The following is a 17,566-nucleotide window of genomic DNA, read 5'->3' as shown; positions in this document are numbered from 1 at the left end:
GGTCCAATCGGTTTGCCTGACCGGCCCGCCGTGAGCAATCGCATACGCCGCGGCATTCGCCCAACCCGTTGTTCGCAGACAAAGGCGGCAGCCACGCGTTCCACGATTGCTCCGGGGTGAGACGTAACATGCCCGAAACGAATCTTGGCGTCCGTCAAGGTAGGCTGAAGGTCCGTGGGTAACGCTAAACAGACCAAACACGTATTTGTTACTGGAGGCGTCGCCTCCTCTTTGGGGAAGGGCCTGACGGCGTCGAGTCTCGGCAATCTGCTGGTTGCTCGTGGACTTCGGGTGACCATGCAGAAGCTGGATCCCTACCTCAATGTCGATCCCGGCACGATGAATCCTTTCCAGCACGGCGAGGTCTTCGTCACCGATGATGGCGCCGAGACCGACTTGGACATCGGCCACTACGAACGATTCCTCGACCGCAATCTGAGCGCGGACGCCAATGTGACCACCGGGCAGGTCTATTCCACGGTGATTCAGGCCGAGCGCCGCGGAGACTATCTGGGCGAGTGCGTGCAGGTGATCCCGCACATCACCAACGAGATCAAGGCGCGCATGCTCGCGGTCGCCCGTCCGGACGACGACATCGTCATTCACGAACTGGGCGGCACCGTCGGCGATATCGAGTCGCAACCGTTCCTGGAGGCTGCCCGTCAGGTGCGTGCCGATATCGGGCGCGACAACGTCTTCTTCCTGCATGTCTCGCTGGTGCCTTATATCGGGCCGAGCGCCGAGTTGAAGACCAAGCCGACCCAGCATTCGGTGCAGGCACTGCGCGGTTCGGGCATCGTCCCGGATGCGATCGTCTGCCGTTCCGGAATGCCGATTCCCGACTCGATCAAGCGCAAGATCGCGATGTTCTGCGACGTCGACACCGAGGCCGTGATCAGCTGCCCCGACGCGTCCAGCATCTACGAGATTCCGAAGGTGCTGCATTCCGAGGGTCTGGACGCCTACCTGGTGCGCAGGCTGGCGTTGCGTTTCCGCGATGTCAACTGGAAGAAATGGGACGATCTGCTGGATCGTATCCACCATCCGAAGCATCAGATCACCATCGCGCTGGTCGGCAAGTACATCGATCTTCCGGACGCCTATCTGAGCGTGGTCGAGGCCATCCGTGCCGGCGGCTTCGCGAACTGGGCGAAGGTCGACATCCGCTGGGTGGCCAGTGACACCTGCGAAACCGATGAGGGCGCGGCCGAACACCTGGGCGACGTCGACGGCATCGTGGTCCCCGGAGGCTTCGGCATTCGCGGTGTCGAAGGAAAACTCGGCGCCATTCGCTACGCGCGCGAGCACAAGATTCCGACACTGGGGCTCTGCCTGGGCCTGCAATGCATGGTGATCGAGGTGGCCCGTGATGTGGCCGGCATCGAGGGCGCGGCCTCCAGCGAGTTCGATCCGGACACCCCCGCTCCGGTCATCGCGACCATGGCCGAGCAACAGTCGATCGTGGCGGGCGAGGGCGACATGGGCGGCTCCATGCGGCTGGGCGCCTATCCGGCCGAGCTGGTGAAGGGCACGCAGGTGCAGCAGCTGTACGGACGCACGAAAGTCTCCGAACGGCACCGGCACCGCTACGAGGTCAACAACTCCTACCGCAAGCAGCTGGAGGATACCGGACTGGTGTTCTCGGGGCTTTCGCCCGATCACAACCTGGTGGAGTTCATCGAGCTGCCGAAAGACACGCATCCGTTCTTCGTCGCGACTCAGGCGCACCCCGAGTTCAAGTCGCGTCCGATCGGTTCGCATCCGTTGTTCAAGGGGCTGATCGCTGCCGCGGTCGAGTATCACGATCAGCACTGACGTGCCTGGCGATGATCCAGCACGCCCGGGCGCATGACTCGGCTCTACCGATTTGTGCCGATGCCGCCGGGCGCAGATTCCCTCCCGGCCGGCATGGTGGTTGAGACGGATCTTAAAGGTGAGATAGACCTGAGGTCACTAGAACCAACAGAAAGAGCGCACGATGGACGATCCCACCGGGCTGATCGACCAGCCCGAGAGCTGGCCGGTGACCTCCCACGAAATCAAGGCGACCGGACGAGTCGAGAGCTTCGTGGAGGACAAGATCACCACGCCGAGCGGCGAGCAGATCACTCGGCAATGGGCGAGTCACCCGGGTGCGGTGGCGGTGATGGCGATGGACGACCACGGACGCATCGCCGTCGTCCATCAGTATCGTCATCCCGTCGGCTTCCGGCTGGTCGAACCTCCCGCCGGGATTTTGGACCATGCCGGAGAATCGGGCTTGGTCGCGGCGCAGCGCGAGCTGGCCGAGGAGGCGCGGCTTCAGGCCTCCGATTGGCGAACCCTGGTCGATATCTTCACCTCGCCCGGCGGGCTCGAAGAATCCATCCGGATTTACTTGGCCCGCGATCTGAGCCCTGCCGACCTGCCGGACGGCTTCGTCATCGAGGGCGAAGAAGTCGATATGGGGCTGTACTGGATGCCGCTCGACGATCTCGTGGAGCTCGTCTATCAAGGCAAGATACAAAGCCCGACGCTGGTGTCCGGCACGCTCTCTCTGGCGCTCGCTCAAGCACAGGGACGCCTGGATACGTTGCGTTCTTCCGAAGCCGACTGGCCGGCGCGTGCCGTGAAAGAACAGCGCGACCGGGACTTCGGCTGAGGTAATGGACCGATGCCGGAAGGCCACTCGGACACCACCCGGCCTGGACACACTGGTCCTGGTCCGGGCGGCGACACTTGCGTGATGGTCGGAACCCTCGAATGACCACAACAGGCGACGAAGCGTCCGCTGGTTCTCTGCGACTACAGCGCTTGGTCATCGGATATCTCGATCACCTGACGGTTGAGAGAGGGCTGTCGCCCAACACGATCGCTGCCTACCGCCGGGACCTCACCCGCTACGTCGTCTGGCTGACCAAACGTGGCATTCATGACGTCACCGAGATCTCGACTTCCGACATCGAGGCGTACCAAATGAGCCTCGTTGCGGGAGACGAGACGCACCGACCGCTTGCGACATCGAGCGTTGCGCGGATGATCGTCGCGGTCCGTGCCTTGCATGGCTTTGCAACCAGCGAAGGGTTGGCGTCCGAGAACGTAGCCATTGATGTGAATCCCCCGAACGTGGGAAAGCGGCTGCCCAAGGCGTTGTCCGTGGACGAAGTGCAGCGCCTGCTCGACAGCATCGACCGCACCGAACCGATCGGGCTGAGGGATGCGGCACTGCTCGAAATGCTCTACGGCACAGGTGCCCGTATCACCGAAATCACCAGCCTCGATGTGGACGACCTGACCCGCATTCGTGACGACCCGGAAGCCGGCCTGCGACTGGTCGGGAAGGGTGACAAGCAGCGGATGGTTCCGCTCGGAAGTTACGCGCGTCAAGCCGTGGACGCATGGCTGGTGCGCGGACGCCCGGCCCTGGTCGCTTCGGCCGGACGAACCAGCCCGGCCCTCTTCGTCAATACACGCGGGAACAGGCTCTCGCGACAAAGCGCGTGGGGGATCATTCGGGACCGTGCTGCCCAGGCGGGCATCACCACCGAGGTTTCACCTCATAGCCTGAGGCATAGTTTCGCCACTCATCTGCTGGACGGTGGGGCAGACGTTCGGGTTGTTCAGGAACTGCTGGGGCACTCATCGGTGACGACCACGCAGATCTACACCGAGGTCACAGTCGAGCACCTGCGCGAGGTTTACCGAAGTACACACCCCCGGGCACGGGGATGACGAGCGGTGGAAGGGTGACATCCTCACCTTGGAGGCGAGCGGATGCGCGTGCCAGTTCGGCACCGGCCGCTCCACCAGGTCCTGGGCGTCAGACCGATGGTTGGCTCATTGGCCCGACCTTCTCTGCTGAGCCGATGAGTGGCACTCTCGCGGTGATTCTGCTCGCTTTCGCGACCGTCCACCCCAGCCGAAATCACTCAACCGACACGGCAAATGAGCCGCCGAGAGAGGTCGGCAACCGTTGGCAACCGGAAGGCGGTCCGGATTTGCGAGGTTGCAGGGGCGTGTGTAATGTAGGCGAAGCCTTCTGCGGGAGACGAACTTCAAAGGCTCAGGCTATCTGGGTTTGGCTAGGTGTTTTATGGCTTGGCTGGGTTGTTGGTTTCGTGTGGTTGGTGGATCAATTTGATAGCGGATCGTTTTGGTGTTGAGGGTGTGTGTCCAATTGGGGCCCGCCGTGATGTGCTGAATGATCTGCTGGGGAGTGAGGCCTTCGGGTTTGACTTCTGCGGGGTAGCTCGCTAAAGTTGGTCGGGTCGCTTCGGGACGGGAAACCGGTTCGGGAGAGACGAAATTGATAATGGAAGATCGATCTTGATAAGAGATTCGGCGGCAGTTCTTTTGGAATTGCTTCAGGTTTCTTTGATGGATTTCTAGTAGACATTTGTCTGCCTGGTTCCTCCGATTTGACGAGGAATTGTTTGGTTTGGTAGTGTTTGCTGGGTTGCCTGGCTGGGGTCCTTGAGGTTTTTTCTTGGGGGTTTTGGTTGTGGTGTCCGATTTTTGAGAACTCAACAGTGTGCTTTTATAGTCAATGCATTTATTTTATGGCATGAGCAAATGTTTTTTGTTTGTTTGTGTTTCCCGTGCCAGGACTTTGGTTTTGGTTTGGGTTTCCTTTGATGAAAATTTTTGCTGGCTGATGGCCTTTTGGGTTGTTGGTTGGTTTTTTTGTCAGTGTTTGGATTCTCTTGGGGGATTGTTTTTACAGTTTTTCATCGGAGAGTTTGATCCTGGCTCAGGACGAACGCTGGCGGCGTGCTTAACACATGCAAGTCGAACGGTAAGGCCTCTTCGGGGGTACACGAGTGGCGAACGGGTGAGTAACGCGTGAGTAACCTGCCCTTCACTTTGGGATAACAGTGGGAAACTGCTGCTAATACCGGATATTCACATCTTGTCGCATGGTGGGGTGTGGAAAGTTCTGGCGGTGGGGGATGGGCTCGCGTCCTATCAGCTTGTTGGTGGGGTGATGGCCTACCAAGGCGTCGACGGGTAGCCGGCCTGAGAGGGCGACCGGCCACATTGGGACTGAGATACGGCCCAGACTCCTACGGGAGGCAGCAGTGGGGAATATTGCACAATGGGCGGAAGCCTGATGCAGCAACGCCGCGTGCGGGATGACGGCCTTCGGGTTGTAAACCGCTTTCAGCAGGGACGAAGCTTTTGTGACGGTACCTGTAGAAGAAGCACCGGCTGACTACGTGCCAGCAGCCGCGGTGATACGTAGGGTGCGAGCGTTGTCCGGATTTATTGGGCGTAAAGAGCTTGTAGGTGGTTGGTTGCGTCGAAAGTGCAAACTCAGGGCTTAACTTTGAGCCTGCTTTCGATACGGGCTGACTTGAGGGATGTAGGGGAGAATGGAATTCCCGGTGGAGCGGTGGAATGCGCAGATATCGGGAGGAACACCAGTGGCGAAGGCGGTTCTCTGGACATTTCCTGACGCTGAGAAGCGAAAGCGTGGGGAGCAAACAGGCTTAGATACCCTGGTAGTCCACGCTGTAAACGGTGGGTACTAGGTGTGGGGGACATTCCACGTTCTCTGTGCCGTAGCTAACGCATTAAGTACCCCGCCTGGGGAGTACGGCCGCAAGGCTAAAACTCAAAGGAATTGACGGGGCCCCGCACAAGCGGCGGAGCATGCGGATTAATTCGATGCAACGCGAAGAACCTTACCTGGGTTTGACATATACCGGAAGCGTTCAGAGATGGGCGTGCCGTAAGGTCGGTATACAGGTGGTGCATGGCTGTCGTCAGCTCGTGTCGTGAGATGTTGGGTTAAGTCCCGCAACGAGCGCAACCCTCGTCCAATGTTGCCAGCGGGTTATGCCGGGGACTCATTGGAGACCGCCGGGGTCAACTCGGAGGAAGGTGGGGATGACGTCAAGTCATCATGCCCCTTATGTCCAGGGCTTCACGCATGCTACAATGGCCGGTACAAACAGTTGCGAGCTTGTAAGGGTGAGCGAATCTGAAAAAGCCGGTCTCAGTTCGGATTGGGGTCTGCAACTCGACCTCATGAAGTCGGAGTCGCTAGTAATCGCAGATCAGCAACGCTGCGGTGAATACGTTCCCGGGGCTTGTACACACCGCCCGTCAAGTCATGAAAGTCGGTAACACCCGAAGCCGGTGGCCTAACCCCTTGTGGGAGGGAATCGTCGAAGGTGGGACTGGTAATTAGGACTAAGTCGTAACAAGGTAGCCGTACCGGAAGGTGCGGCTGGATCACCTCCTTTCTAAGGAGCCATTCATAGCCCGCGATGTTTCGTGTGGTTCATGTTTCCACTGGTTTGCCGGCGAGTGTTCGGTGAGTGGTGGTGGCTGTTTATGTGTGGAAGCTTGACTAGGAAAGCCAATACGGTTCGTGCCGGCTAGTACTGCCCTTTTGTGGGGTGTGGAGGGTTGGTGGGGGTGTTCGGTTGGTGTATTGGGAGCACACTGTTGGGTGTCTGAGGGATCGGCCATCGGTTGGTGATTCTTCTAGCGGAGCTTGCTGGTCATGAATGTTTTGTTTGTGGCTGGTGGGTTGTCGCCCGTATGTTGAGAACTTTACAGTGGACGCGAGCATCTTTTGTGGCAAACGTTTTGTTGTGTTTGCTGCTGTATTTTTTGTTGTTTTGTGGTAGGTAAGCTACTAAGTGCAATCGGTGGATGCCTGGGCACCAAGAGCCGATGAAGGACGTGGGAATCTGCGATATGCCTCGGGGAGTCGATAACCAGGCTGTGATCCGGGGATTTCCGAATAGGGAAACCTTGAAGTTACCGGAGTTATGTCCGGCGACCTCTGCCTGAATGTATAGGGCAGTTGGAGGGAACGCGGGGAAGTGAAACATCTTAGTACCCGTAGGAGAAGAAAACAATTGTGATTCCGTGAGTAGTGGCGAGCGAAAGCGGAGGAGGCTAAACCATGCGTGTGTGTGAGCCGGCAGGTGTTGCATGTGTGGGGTTGTGGGACTGTTTGAACCTTGCTGCCGTGGGGTTGACGAGTGATAAATGACTGTTGAAGTGGAAGCATTCTGGGAAGGTGCGGTAGAGAAGGTGAAACCCCTGTAGACGTAAGACAGTCACTCGTGAATGGTATCCCAAGTAATGCGGAACTCCTGAAATTCTGCATGAATCTGGCGGGACCACCCGTTAAGCCTAAATACTCCTTGGTGACCGATAGCGGACAAGTACCGTGAGGGAAAGGTGAAAAGTACCCCGGGAGGGGAGTGAAATAGTACCTGAAACCGGTTGCATACAATCCGTCGGAGCGACGGCTTTTGGTCATTGTGACGGCGTGCCTTTTGAAGAATGAGCCTGCGAGTTAGTGGTGTGTGGCGAGGTTAACCCGGGTGGGGTAGCCGTAGCGAAAGCGAGTCCGAATAGGGCGATTTGAGTCGCATGCTCTAGACCCGAAGCGGTGTGATCTATCCATGGCCAGGGTGAAGCGACGGTAAGACGTCGTGGAGGCCCGAACCGACCAGGGTTGAAAACCTGGCGGATGAGCTGTGGATAGGGGTGAAAGGCCAATCAAACACCGTGATAGCTGGTTCTCCCCGAAATGCATTTAGGTGCAGCGTTGCGTGTTTCTTGCCGGAGGTAGAGCACTGGATGGTCTAGGGGGCTTACCAGCTTACTGAAATCAGCCAAACTCCGAATGCCGGTAAGTGAGAGCGTGGCAGTGAGACTGCGGGCGATAAGGTTCGTAGTCGAGAGGGAAACAGCCCAGATCATCAGCTAAGGCCCCTAAGCGGTAACTAAGTGGAAAAGGATGTGGAGTTGCGGTGACAACCAGGAGGTTGGCTTGGAAGCAGCCATCCTTGAAAGAGTGCGTAATAGCTCACTGGTCAAGTGATTCTGCGCCGACAATTTAGCGGGGCTCAAGTTATCCGCCGAAGCTGTGGCAATCACACGATGCCTGATTCCTTGTGGATCCAGGTGTGTGGTTGGGTAGGGGAGCGTCGGGTGTGCGGGGAAGCGTTGGGGTGACCTGGCGTGGAGTGCACTCGAGTGAGAATGCAGGCATGAGTAGCGAATGACGGGTGAGAAACCCGTCCGCCGAATATCCAAGGGTTCCAGGGTCAAGCTAATCTGCCCTGGGTGAGTCGGGACCTAAGGCGAGGCCGACAGGCGTAGTCGATGGACAACGGGTTGATATTCCCGTACCGGCGGAGCAACGCCCGTGTCGAATCGCGTGATGCTAAGCACGCAAGCTGTCCTGGCGCGCCTTCGGGTGTGTGGGGTGGTGAGTCTGTGAACCGATCGTGTAGTAGGCAAGCTGCGGAGGGACGCAGGGAGGTAGCCGTACCGGGTGATGGTTGTCCCGGGGTAAGTGTTCGAGGGTGTCGGGTAGGTAAATCCGTCCGGCATATAGCCTGAGGCATGATGCATAGACCGTTAATGGTTGAATTCGGTGATCCTGTGCTGCCTAGAAAATCTTCGTGAGCGAGTTGTGAGCCGCCCGTACCCTAAACCGACACAGGTGGATGAGTAGAGAATACTAAGGCGATCGAGATAATCGTGGTGAAGGAACTCGGCAAAATACCCCCGTAACTTCGGGATAAGGGGGACCGGAGGGGTGCAAGCCCTGAGGGTCGCAGAGACCACGCCCAAGCGACTGTTTACCAAAAACACAGGTCCGTGCCAAGTTGTAAGACGATGTATACGGACTGACTCCTGCCCGGTGCTGGAAGGTTAAGGGGAACTGTTAGCGTATGCGAAGCGGTGAACTTAAGCCCCAGTAAACGGCGGTGGTAACTATAACCATCCTAAGGTAGCGAAATTCCTTGTCGGGTAAGTTCCGACCTGCACGAATGGAGTAACGATTTGGGCACTGTCTCCACCACGAACTCGGCGAAATTGCATTACGAGTAAAGATGCTCGTTACGCGCAGCAGGACGGAAAGACCCCGGGACCTTTACTATAGTTTGGTATTGGTGATCGGGACGACTTGTGTAGGATAGGTGGGAGACTGTGAAATCATCACGCTAGTGGTGGTGGAGTCATCGTTGAAATACCACTCTGGTCGTTCTGGTTATCTAACCTGGGACCATGATCTGGTTCAGGGACAGTGCCTGATGGGTAGTTTGACTGGGGCGGTCGCCTCCTAAAAGGTAACGGAGGCGCCCAAAGGTTCCCTCAGCCTGGTTGGCAATCAGGTGTTGAGTGTAAATGCACAAGGGAGCTTGACTGTGAGACAGACATGTCGAGCAGGGACGAAAGTCGGGATTAGTGATCTTACGGTGGCAGGTGGAAGCGCCGTAACTCAACGGATAAAAGGTACCCCGGGGATAACAGGCTGATCTTGCCCGAGCGCTCACAGCGACGGCATGGTTTGGCACCTCGATGTCGGCTCGTCGCATCCTGGGGCTGGAGTCGGTCCCAAGGGTTGGGCTGTTCGCCCATTAAAGCGGCACGCGAGCTGGGTTCAGAACGTCGTGAGACAGTTCGGTCCCTATCCGCTGCGCGCGTAGGAATCTTGAGAAGAGCTGTCCTTAGTACGAGAGGACCGGGACGGACTAACCTCTGGTGTGCCAGTTGTTCTGCCAAGAGCACGGCTGGTTGGCTACGTTGGGAAGTGATAACCGCTGAAAGCATCTAAGTGGGAAGCACGCTTCAAGATGAGGATTCCCACACCCTTGCGAGGGTGGTAAGGTCCCCGACAGATCATCGGGTTGATAGGCCGGACGTGGAAGCACAGTAATGTGTGGAGCTGACCGGTACTAATAGACCGAGGGCTTACCCCCAAAACAAACAATCCTCTTACACCAGCACACATGTTGTGTTGCCACGAGGGTCTCGCGTCCACTGTGAAGTATCCCAGGATACGGACAACCACCCAAACCCTCGGGGTTCGGATGCCGGTTTGACAAGTATTCTCATAGAGTTACGGTGGTCATAGCGTAAGGGAAACACCCGGACCCATTCCGAACCCGGAAGTTAAGCCTTACCACGCCGATTGTACTGCAGCCGCCAGGCTGTGGGAGACTAGGACACCGCCGAACACCACAAACTCCCCTTTCAACAATCCAAACGGTTCTTGAAAGGGGAGTTTTTTTATGTAGTTGAGGCTTCCGCAATACCGTTGGTATCTCGTTCACTATTCGGCTGGTCAGCTGCGTCCACAAATGTGGATGGGCGCGATCGCTGACGCGAAGGTACCGATTTCGTCGTGCTGGCGGCAAGACCGCCGATGTGCCTCATGATCCGGGCAACCTCGGGACGGCGGTGACGGAATGCCAGGTAGTCTCGACCATGCGGTTTTCGTACACTTGTTGATCGCAGTGATGAGACCAGATAGCTCAAGCCGGCAGCGTCCGGCAGATGTGAACTCGCCCCATATAACACCAGACAGGCAGAATTGAATCCATGAACTCCTCAGACCAACGACGCGGCGGCAACTACTCCGGCGACGACCGCAGGCCTTCCGGACGCGGCGGCTCCCGTCCTTCTTCCGGTGGTGGTTCTCGTGGAGGCTACTCGCGAGGGGGCGGATCGTCTCGCGATAACCGAGGAAGCGGCGCGCGCTCGGGCAACCCGCGCGGCGGGTCGTCGTCCAAGAACTATTCGCGTCGTGACGACTACAGCGGCAATGACTCTCGGGGCGGCCGCTCGTCATGGAACGACGGTTCACGCAGTGGCGAGTCCCGCGGTGGTTACGCACGTTCTCGTGACCAAGGACGCGGATACTCACGCGATGACGACTTTGGTGGCCGTGCAGGCGAGCGACGCGGTGGTGGCTCCTACGGCAAGAGTTCGTCGAACAGCTATGGTCGCGGTGGATCCCGCGCGTCTTCTGGTGACGATTCTCGCGGCGATCGTCGCGACAGTTACGGTGATCGTGGCGGCCAGGCTCGCGGTAGTCGATCTTTGGGCGGCTACGGCGGCGGATCGCGCGGATCGTCGAAGAATTACTCGCGGCGCGACGACTTCAGAAGCGACGATTCGCGAGGTGGCGGGTACTCACGAGGTGAGCATTCTCGTAGTCGTGACGATCGGGGCGGCGAGCAGCGTGGCGGCTATTCCCGTCGTCCAGAGAGTGACCGGCGTTATGGCTCTGATGACCGCAGGGGATCGGACGATCGCGGACGACGGTCCCAGCGTGATGAGAACAGGCCGTATGGCGAACGCGGCCGCGGCTCGTACGGCGAGCGCGGACGTAGTTCCTCTGGTGACCGAGGTAAGCAACCCTACGATCGACGGGGCGACGACCGCCCCTATGCAGATCGGAACCGCAAGCCGTATGCCGATCGTGGCGGGCGATCAGAGGATCGTGGCAGTGACGATCGTCGGTCCTATGACAACAAGCGCGGCGGATCTTACGGGAATCGCGGGTCCGGACGCTCGTCCTATGACCGTCGGGATGATCGTCGCTATGGTGACCGAGACCGCAAGTCTTATGGTGACCGAGATCGGCGATCGGACAATCGCGGAGGAGAGAATCACCGCTCCTTTGAAGAGCGCCCCTTCGGAGGGCAGAGGCGTTCGTCCAGCCGCGACGACCGCCGTCTGGACGATAGGCGGTCGTATGACCGCCGTTCGGGTGATAGCGCATCTGACAGAGGTTTTCGCGGTGGTCGAGACGACCGTGGCCCGCGCAATTTCGGACGCCGCGGGGAGGATCGTTTTGAGCGGGAGGCCCGTCCGTTGCCACCCGGATTGGAGCCGGCTGACAACGAGCCGGAGCTACCCGAGGGCTACGACCAGACGGCACTGCCGCCGTCGATGCGGGCGGAGTTGCGTTCGCTGAGCAAGCAGATGGCGGAGAAGGTCGGTGGGCATCTGCAGGCAGCGGGTGAGCTCCTGGAGATCGATCCCGAGTTGGCGCTACGGCATGCCCTGGTGGCGCGCAGGTTGGCGTCCAGACTGCCGGTGGTCCGCGAAGCCGCGGCAGAGACTGCGTACCTGGCCGGCCACTTCGATGTAGCGCTCACCGAGTATCGTGCGCTGCACCGCATCACCGGTGACGATGACTATCTTCCGATCATCGCCGACTGCGAGCGCGCCGCCGGCAAGTATCCGGCAGCGCTGCGGACCCTGCGGGAGGCGCGCGAGGCGAAGCTCAGCCTGCCGCAGCAGGTCGAGGTGATCCTGGTCGAGTCCGGGGTACGCGATGACATGGGCCAGTCGGATGAGGCGTTGCGGTTGCTGAAAGATGCGATCAGCGGCGGTCATGGCGGACGCCAGGGCCAGGCGCGGCTGCGCTTCGCCTACGCCGACCTGCTGGCTGAGCGGGGACTCACCGAAAAGGCCGTCGAATGGTTGCATTCCGCGCACAAGTATGACGAGAGCGGCGTGCTCGACATCGACGACAGGATCGCCGAGATCAAAGGCGAGCCGGTCCCCGATCGTGACGGGCTCGATGAATTCGAACTGCTTGATGTCGAGGAGGTCCAGGAGCCACTCGACGATCCAGATGATGAAGCGGCCGCGCCGGTGGCTGAAACGCTAGCCGACGGCCCCGAGCGTGCGGAGGAGGTGTCACCAGATGAGGCCGCGGCCCAAGCCCATGGTCCGTCAATATCTGGTGAGGCCGATGCTGATGACGTGGCCGACGGCGAATACCCTGACGAATCAGATGCTGATGCGGCTGCCGAGGTTGATCTTTCAGACAAGGAACAGTCCACAGACGTCGAAGCCATCGCAGGATCGGCTGACAGCGCCATAGTTCAGGGCGAGACGATCCAAAACGATTCCTCGGACAAGGCCGACCCGGATGAGGCCCTCTCTAACCATGAGGCGGCCAATTCGTCGAACGACGCTGAGCCCGTGGGCGACGACTCGTCCGATCAGACCGAAGACGATCGGGAGGAGCAGTGAGCCGCTTCATCGATGCCTATGACTCCGTCATGTTCGATCTGGATGGCGTGGTCTATCTGGGGCCGAACGCGGTGCCGCACGCCCCCGAGGCCCTGGCCCAGTTGCGAGAACTGGGCGTTAAGGTGGGGTTCGTCACCAACAATGCCGGACGCAGCGCCGACGTGGTGGTGGCTCAACTCAAGGATCTGGGCATCGAATGCCGTGGCGAGGATGTCGTCACATCGCCCCAGGCCATTGCTCAGCTGATGGTTCGCGAGTTGCCGGCCGGGGCGAAGGTGCAGATCTGCGGAGCGCAGGCGCTGACCGATGAGATCGCGGCCGTCGGATTCACCATCGTCACCGACTTCCGCGAGGAGCCGGTAGCGGTTGTGCAGGGATATGACCCGAACCTTTCCTGGCCGAGTCTCGACAATGCAGGCTGGGCGATTCAGCGCGGCGCGCGTTGGTTCGGTACCAATACCGACATCTCCCGGCCGACTCATCTCGGAATGGTCGCCGGTGCCGGTGCTCAGATCGAGGCCCTGCACACGGCCGTCCCCGATGCTCAGATCACGGTTGCAGGCAAGCCCTATCCGCCGCTTCTGCAAGAAACCATCGCGCGGATGAAGGTAACGTCCCCGGTCTTCGTCGGAGATCGGCTCGACACCGATATCGAGGGTGCTCATAATGTGGGCATCGACTCCTTCTTCGTCTTCACCGGCGCGCACGGCAAGAAGGACCTCGCCGGGGCCATCCCGCAGCAGCGTCCCACCGCGATCGGATGGGACATCAGCGGTCTTCTCGCGCCGCGCAGACAGGCGTCCACTCTCGAAGATGGCAGTGTGACTTGCGGTAATGCGCGCGCCGAGATATCGGGGCGGGCCGTGCAGATCACCGCATCGCTCACCAGCGTGGACGAACAGCTCGACGCACTATGGGCGATCGTGCAACTCACCTGGGCGGATGAGACGCTCGACGCCGCGCACGCTCTCGATCAACTGGACAAGCTGCACTGATCATGGACGAACAGCAGGACGCCGGCACCGATCAGTTTCCGGTCACCGGCCATCCACCGATCGGCTCAGCGCCGGCCAACATGGACAAGCCGCAGGCCAAGACCACCGATCTGCCTCCGGTCACCGGTAACCAGCTGATCGACTCCGCCCTTGCCGGGCTGGCGGGCAGCGACCGGCTGCCGGTCGACGAGCAGCTCGAAAGGCTCAGCGCCGCGCATGATGCCTTGGCTCAGGTTTTGGAGAGCTCCCGCAACGGTGGGCTTCCGATGCCGAACCCTGGTTCGCGTCCGCAATGAGTGAGCGGCTCGATCAGGCGCTGGCCCACCGGGGTCTTGCCCGGTCGCGGTCCCACGCGTCCGAACTGATCAAGTCGGGCAAGGTGCGCCTCAACGGGGAAATCAGCAGGCGGGCTTCGCAGCAGGTCGTCGCAGCCGATCAGATCGATTGCGAGATCGACCCCTGGGTATCTAGGGCCGCCCACAAACTGATCGGGGCCCTCGACCAATCGGGCATCGAAGTGCCCGCCCGGGTGCTGGATGCCGGAGCGTCCACCGGAGGATTCACTCAGGTGCTGCTCAGCCGTGGCGCGCAGGAGGTGTATGCGGTCGACGTGGGTCATGGCCAGCTCGCCGACGTCGTGCGCGAGGATGCGCGCGTGCGGGTGCGGGAGGGGCTCAACCTGCGTGATCTGGTGTCGGCAGATCTCGATGGAGAACCGGTGGATCTGGTGGTGGCCGACGTGTCGTTCATTTCTTTGCGGATGCTGCTGGCCCCGCTTTTCGCCGTCCTGAGACCGACCGGCAAGGCGTTGCTGATGATCAAGCCGCAATTCGAGGTCGGACGCAAACGGCTGGGCGCCGGGGGAGTCGTCCGTTCACAAGACGACCGCAGGGAAGCGATCGACGGGGTCATCCATGACGCCGCCGAGCTCGGCTGGACGCCGAGTTGGCGCGCAGACAGCAAGCTGCCCGGACCATCGGGCAACCTCGAGCATTTCGCGTGCTTCGCGCAAAAATAGGAAGATGCCTCGACGAGCTGGAAAGGATGCATGCATGGCACATCCACATCGTATTTCCGGGGCCGGTAGGCTACGGACGTGACGAACAGCATTCATTCTGACCAGCGGCGCGTGGGCATTCTGTTGCATCCGGCGCGTCCGGAGGCGATTGATGTTGCTGAGAAGTTCGTGCAAGGGCTGGCCGATACCGGCATCGTCTGTGTCGGATTCGGGGATAGGATCGCCGAATTACGAGAGCGTGTGCCGGGCGTCGAAATCGGGCACAGCAGCCTGACAGATCCCGAACGCGTCGAACTGATGGTTGTCTTCGGCGGCGACGGGACGATCTTGCGCGCTGCCGAGGGTGTCGTGCCGCGCGGCGTTCCGCTGCTCGGAGTCAATTTGGGGCACGTCGGGTTTCTTGCCGAACTCGAATCGCACGATGTGCACAAACTCGTCGAGCAGGTTGTGCAGCGCAACTACAGCGTTGAACGCCGGCTGACCCTTGACGTGCATGTGCTGGATACGAACGGCGCAAGGACCTGGTCGTCTTTCGCGGTGAACGAGGTGTCGTTGGAGAAAGCGGCCCGCGAGAAGATGCTGGACGTACTGGTCGAGATCGATCATCTTCCGGTCTCCCGCTGGAATTGTGACGGCATGCTGGTCTCGACCCCCACGGGCTCGACCGCCTATGCCTTTTCTGTCGGCGGGCCGGTCATCTGGCCCGATGTGCAGGCCTTTCAGGTGGTGCCGATGGCGGCGCACGCACTGTTTGCGCGTCCGCTCGTGCTGGATCCGAACTCCGTTGTCGACCTGACTTTGTCGGAGACGAGCCCGACCCCGGGTGTGGTCTGGTGCGATGGACGCAGGTCGTTCGACATCGCACCTGGGACGCGGATCCACGTTCAACGCGGCACCCATCCGCTGCGGGTGGCCCGATTGCAGGAACAGCCATTCACGTCACGTCTGGTGAAGAAGTTCGAGCTCAACATCGATGGATTCCGAAACAGGCGACCCTGATGCTCACCGAACTGCGCATCTCGAACCTCGGCGTGATCGCGGACGCGACCATCGAGCCGAGTGCGGGCATGACCGCGATCACCGGTGAGACCGGCGCAGGCAAGACCATGCTCGTCAGCTCGCTGGGACTGCTGCTGGGGGAACGCGCCGACTCCTCGGTGATTCGGCGGGGATCCGGCCGGACGCTGGTCGAGGGCCGGTTCAACGACGTGGACCAGGTCGCCAAGATCCTGGATGAACTCGGTGCCGAAACCGAGGCGGACGAACTGCTGGTGGCCCGTCAGGTGAGCAAGCAGGGCCGGTCCCGAGCATTTGTCGGTGGTGTGCAGACCCCGATCTCGAGGCTCGCCGAGGTTACCGGTGAGTTGGCGACGATCCATGGTCAGTCCGAGCAGATCCGGCTCGGTAATCCCGATCGGCAGCGCGAGGTGCTCGATCACGCGGGTGGGCCCGAACTGTCTCGTGTGCTCGACCAGTATCGGCAGGCCTATCGCCAGCGAGACGAGCTACGGGCCGAGCGCGACGACCTCGTCCATCATGCTCAGGAGCGCGCCAGGGAAGCCGACCTGCTGCAATTCGGGCTCGACGAGATATCGGGCGTCGATCCGCATCCTGGTGAGGACGCCGAGTTGGCGGCCGAAGCCTCCCGGTTGCAGGCTGTCGACGATCTGCGGATGTTGGCGGTGCGCGCGAGCCACGCTCTATCCGGGTCTGATGAGGGTGACTTGGATGATCCGGGTGCGGTCGGGCTGGTGGGTGTCGCCCGCAATGAGCTCGCCGATATCGCTCGGCTCGACGAGCAGGCCTCCGACCTGGCGACGACTGCGCGCGCCCTGGCCGGTCAGGTCAACGAACTGGCGGCCGACGTTGCATCCTACCTGGCTGATTTGGACGCCGACCCGCTTCGGCTAGAGACGCTGACCTCCAGACGCGCGGCTCTTGCCGGGCTGACCCGCAAGTATGGCTCGACGATCGACGACGTTCTTGACTGGGCACAACAGGCCGCGACGCGACTGAGCGGGCTGGGCCAGGGTGATCAGCGGGTCAGCGAGCTCGATTCACTTTTGGCCGAATTGGACGCCCGGTTGCTGGATCTCGGCGGTCAGATAACCGAGAGGCGCGAACAGGCGGCGAGCCGCTTGGCATCCGCGGTGCAGGAGGAGTTGGCCGCGCTCGCGATGCCCCATGCCAGACTGCGTTTCGAGTTGCAACCGTTGGGCCGGCCGGGGCCGCACGGCATGGAGCACGTGCAGCTGCTTTTCGCTGCGAACCCGGGTGCCGAACCCGGTCCGCTGGCCAAGGTTGCCTCGGGTGGTGAGCTGTCGCGCGTCCGGCTGGGGTTGGAAGTCGTGCTGGCCGCCGACGATCCGGGCCATGTTTTCGTCTTCGACGAGGTGGACGCGGGGATCGGCGGAACAGTCGCTATCGAGGTCGGGCGCCGGCTGGCCAGGCTGGCCGAATACTCGCAGGTGATCTGCGTGACCCATCTAGCCCAGGTGGCGGCCTTTGCGTCCGCACACTGGGTCGTATCGAAGTCGAGTGACGGCGAAGTCACCACCAGCGATCTGAGTCTGGTCACCTCACAAGATCGCGAGGCCGAACTCGCTCGCATGATGGGCGGCCTGGACGACAGCAAGTCGGGTCTCGCGCATGCCCGCGACCTGCTGCGCCAGGCACAGAGCTAGCGACTGCGCGCTCGCTTCTTCTGGACCTACGGCGCTGGTTTGGAGCTACTGGTCGCCGGGTTTGAATCGTTCGTCGC

Annotated in this window: 10 protein-coding genes and 3 rRNA genes; all 13 read left to right on the top strand. The window is 60.5% G+C overall.

Features of this window, described 5'->3' with window-relative positions; translation table 11 throughout:
• Positions 1–174 precede the first annotated feature (174 nt).
• The 13 genes from pyrG (at position 175) to recN (ending at position 17,489) form a co-directional block, all read left to right on the top strand.
• The gene (gene pyrG / locus QQ658_RS09960) at positions 175–1,815 is read left to right on the top strand and encodes a CTP synthase (protein ID WP_286024702.1); all 1,641 of its coding nucleotides are present in this window, start codon (positions 175–177) and stop codon (positions 1,813–1,815) included.
• A 163-nt stretch (positions 1,816–1,978) separates the two neighbouring features.
• Positions 1,979–2,641 (top strand): NUDIX domain-containing protein, encoded by a 663-nt coding sequence (locus QQ658_RS09955; RefSeq protein ID WP_286024701.1) that lies wholly within the window; start codon positions 1,979–1,981, stop codon positions 2,639–2,641.
• A 101-nt stretch (positions 2,642–2,742) separates the two neighbouring features.
• A complete protein-coding gene (xerD, locus tag QQ658_RS09950) occupies positions 2,743–3,711 on the top strand; it encodes a site-specific tyrosine recombinase XerD (protein ID WP_286024700.1) in 969 nt (322 codons plus the stop codon).
• Positions 3,712–4,706: 995 nt separating this feature from the next.
• Positions 4,707–6,227, top strand: a 16S ribosomal RNA gene (locus tag QQ658_RS09945).
• A gap of 388 nt (positions 6,228–6,615) precedes the next feature.
• Positions 6,616–9,719 (top strand): 23S ribosomal RNA (locus QQ658_RS09940).
• A gap of 141 nt (positions 9,720–9,860) precedes the next feature.
• Positions 9,861–9,977: ribosomal RNA gene (gene rrf / locus QQ658_RS09935) — 5S ribosomal RNA — on the top strand.
• The 16S, 23S and 5S rRNA genes sit together here, the layout of an rRNA operon.
• Before the next feature lie 692 nt (positions 9,978–10,669).
• Positions 10,670–11,722 carry a hypothetical protein gene (locus QQ658_RS09930; RefSeq protein WP_286024699.1) on the top strand — a complete coding sequence of 351 codons (1,053 nt, stop codon included), beginning with the start codon at positions 10,670–10,672 and terminating at the stop codon, positions 11,720–11,722.
• Positions 11,632–12,792: a tetratricopeptide repeat protein gene (locus QQ658_RS09925; RefSeq protein ID WP_286024698.1), complete on the top strand. Its 1,161-nt coding sequence runs from the start codon at positions 11,632–11,634 to the stop codon at positions 12,790–12,792. The genes QQ658_RS09930 and QQ658_RS09925 overlap by 91 nt, the downstream gene beginning before the upstream one ends.
• Positions 12,789–13,787 (top strand): HAD-IIA family hydrolase, encoded by a 999-nt coding sequence (locus QQ658_RS09920; RefSeq protein WP_286024697.1) that lies wholly within the window; start codon positions 12,789–12,791, stop codon positions 13,785–13,787. Before QQ658_RS09925 ends, QQ658_RS09920 begins: the two co-directional genes overlap by 4 nt.
• Positions 13,788–13,789: 2 nt before the next feature.
• A complete protein-coding gene (locus tag QQ658_RS09915) occupies positions 13,790–14,083 on the top strand; it encodes a hypothetical protein (protein ID WP_286024696.1) in 294 nt (97 codons plus the stop codon).
• Positions 14,080–14,805 (top strand): TlyA family RNA methyltransferase, encoded by a 726-nt coding sequence (locus tag QQ658_RS09910; protein ID WP_286024695.1) that lies wholly within the window; start codon positions 14,080–14,082, stop codon positions 14,803–14,805. Before QQ658_RS09915 ends, QQ658_RS09910 begins: the two co-directional genes overlap by 4 nt.
• Positions 14,806–14,883: 78 nt before the next feature.
• Positions 14,884–15,804: an NAD kinase gene (locus QQ658_RS09905; RefSeq protein ID WP_286024694.1), complete on the top strand. Its 921-nt coding sequence runs from the start codon at positions 14,884–14,886 to the stop codon at positions 15,802–15,804.
• Entirely contained in the window at positions 15,804–17,489 is a 1,686-nt protein-coding gene (gene recN, locus QQ658_RS09900; RefSeq protein WP_286024693.1) for a DNA repair protein RecN, read from the top strand. Before QQ658_RS09905 ends, recN begins: the two co-directional genes overlap by 1 nt.
• Positions 17,490–17,566 lie beyond the last annotated feature (77 nt).

This window comes from Propionimicrobium sp. PCR01-08-3 (assembly GCF_030286045.1).
Lineage (GTDB): Bacteria > Actinomycetota > Actinomycetes > Propionibacteriales > Propionibacteriaceae > Brooklawnia.
This window is presented reverse-complemented; position numbering and strand designations above follow the sequence as displayed.

What these genes read in the sequence shown, in the direction of transcription:
- QQ658_RS09955 (WP_286024701.1), top strand. Translation starts at nt 1,979, where the DNA reads ATGGACGATCCCACCGGGCTGATCGACCAGCCCGAGAGCTGGCCGGTG.
- xerD (WP_286024700.1), top strand. Translation starts at nt 2,743, where the DNA reads ATGACCACAACAGGCGACGAAGCGTCCGCTGGTTCTCTGCGACTACAG.
- QQ658_RS09930 (WP_286024699.1), top strand. Translation starts at nt 10,670, where the DNA reads ATGACGACTTTGGTGGCCGTGCAGGCGAGCGACGCGGTGGTGGCTCCT.
- QQ658_RS09915 (WP_286024696.1), top strand. Translation starts at nt 13,790, where the DNA reads ATGGACGAACAGCAGGACGCCGGCACCGATCAGTTTCCGGTCACCGGC.
- QQ658_RS09910 (WP_286024695.1), top strand. Translation starts at nt 14,080, where the DNA reads ATGAGTGAGCGGCTCGATCAGGCGCTGGCCCACCGGGGTCTTGCCCGG.
- recN (WP_286024693.1), top strand. Translation starts at nt 15,804, where the DNA reads ATGCTCACCGAACTGCGCATCTCGAACCTCGGCGTGATCGCGGACGCG.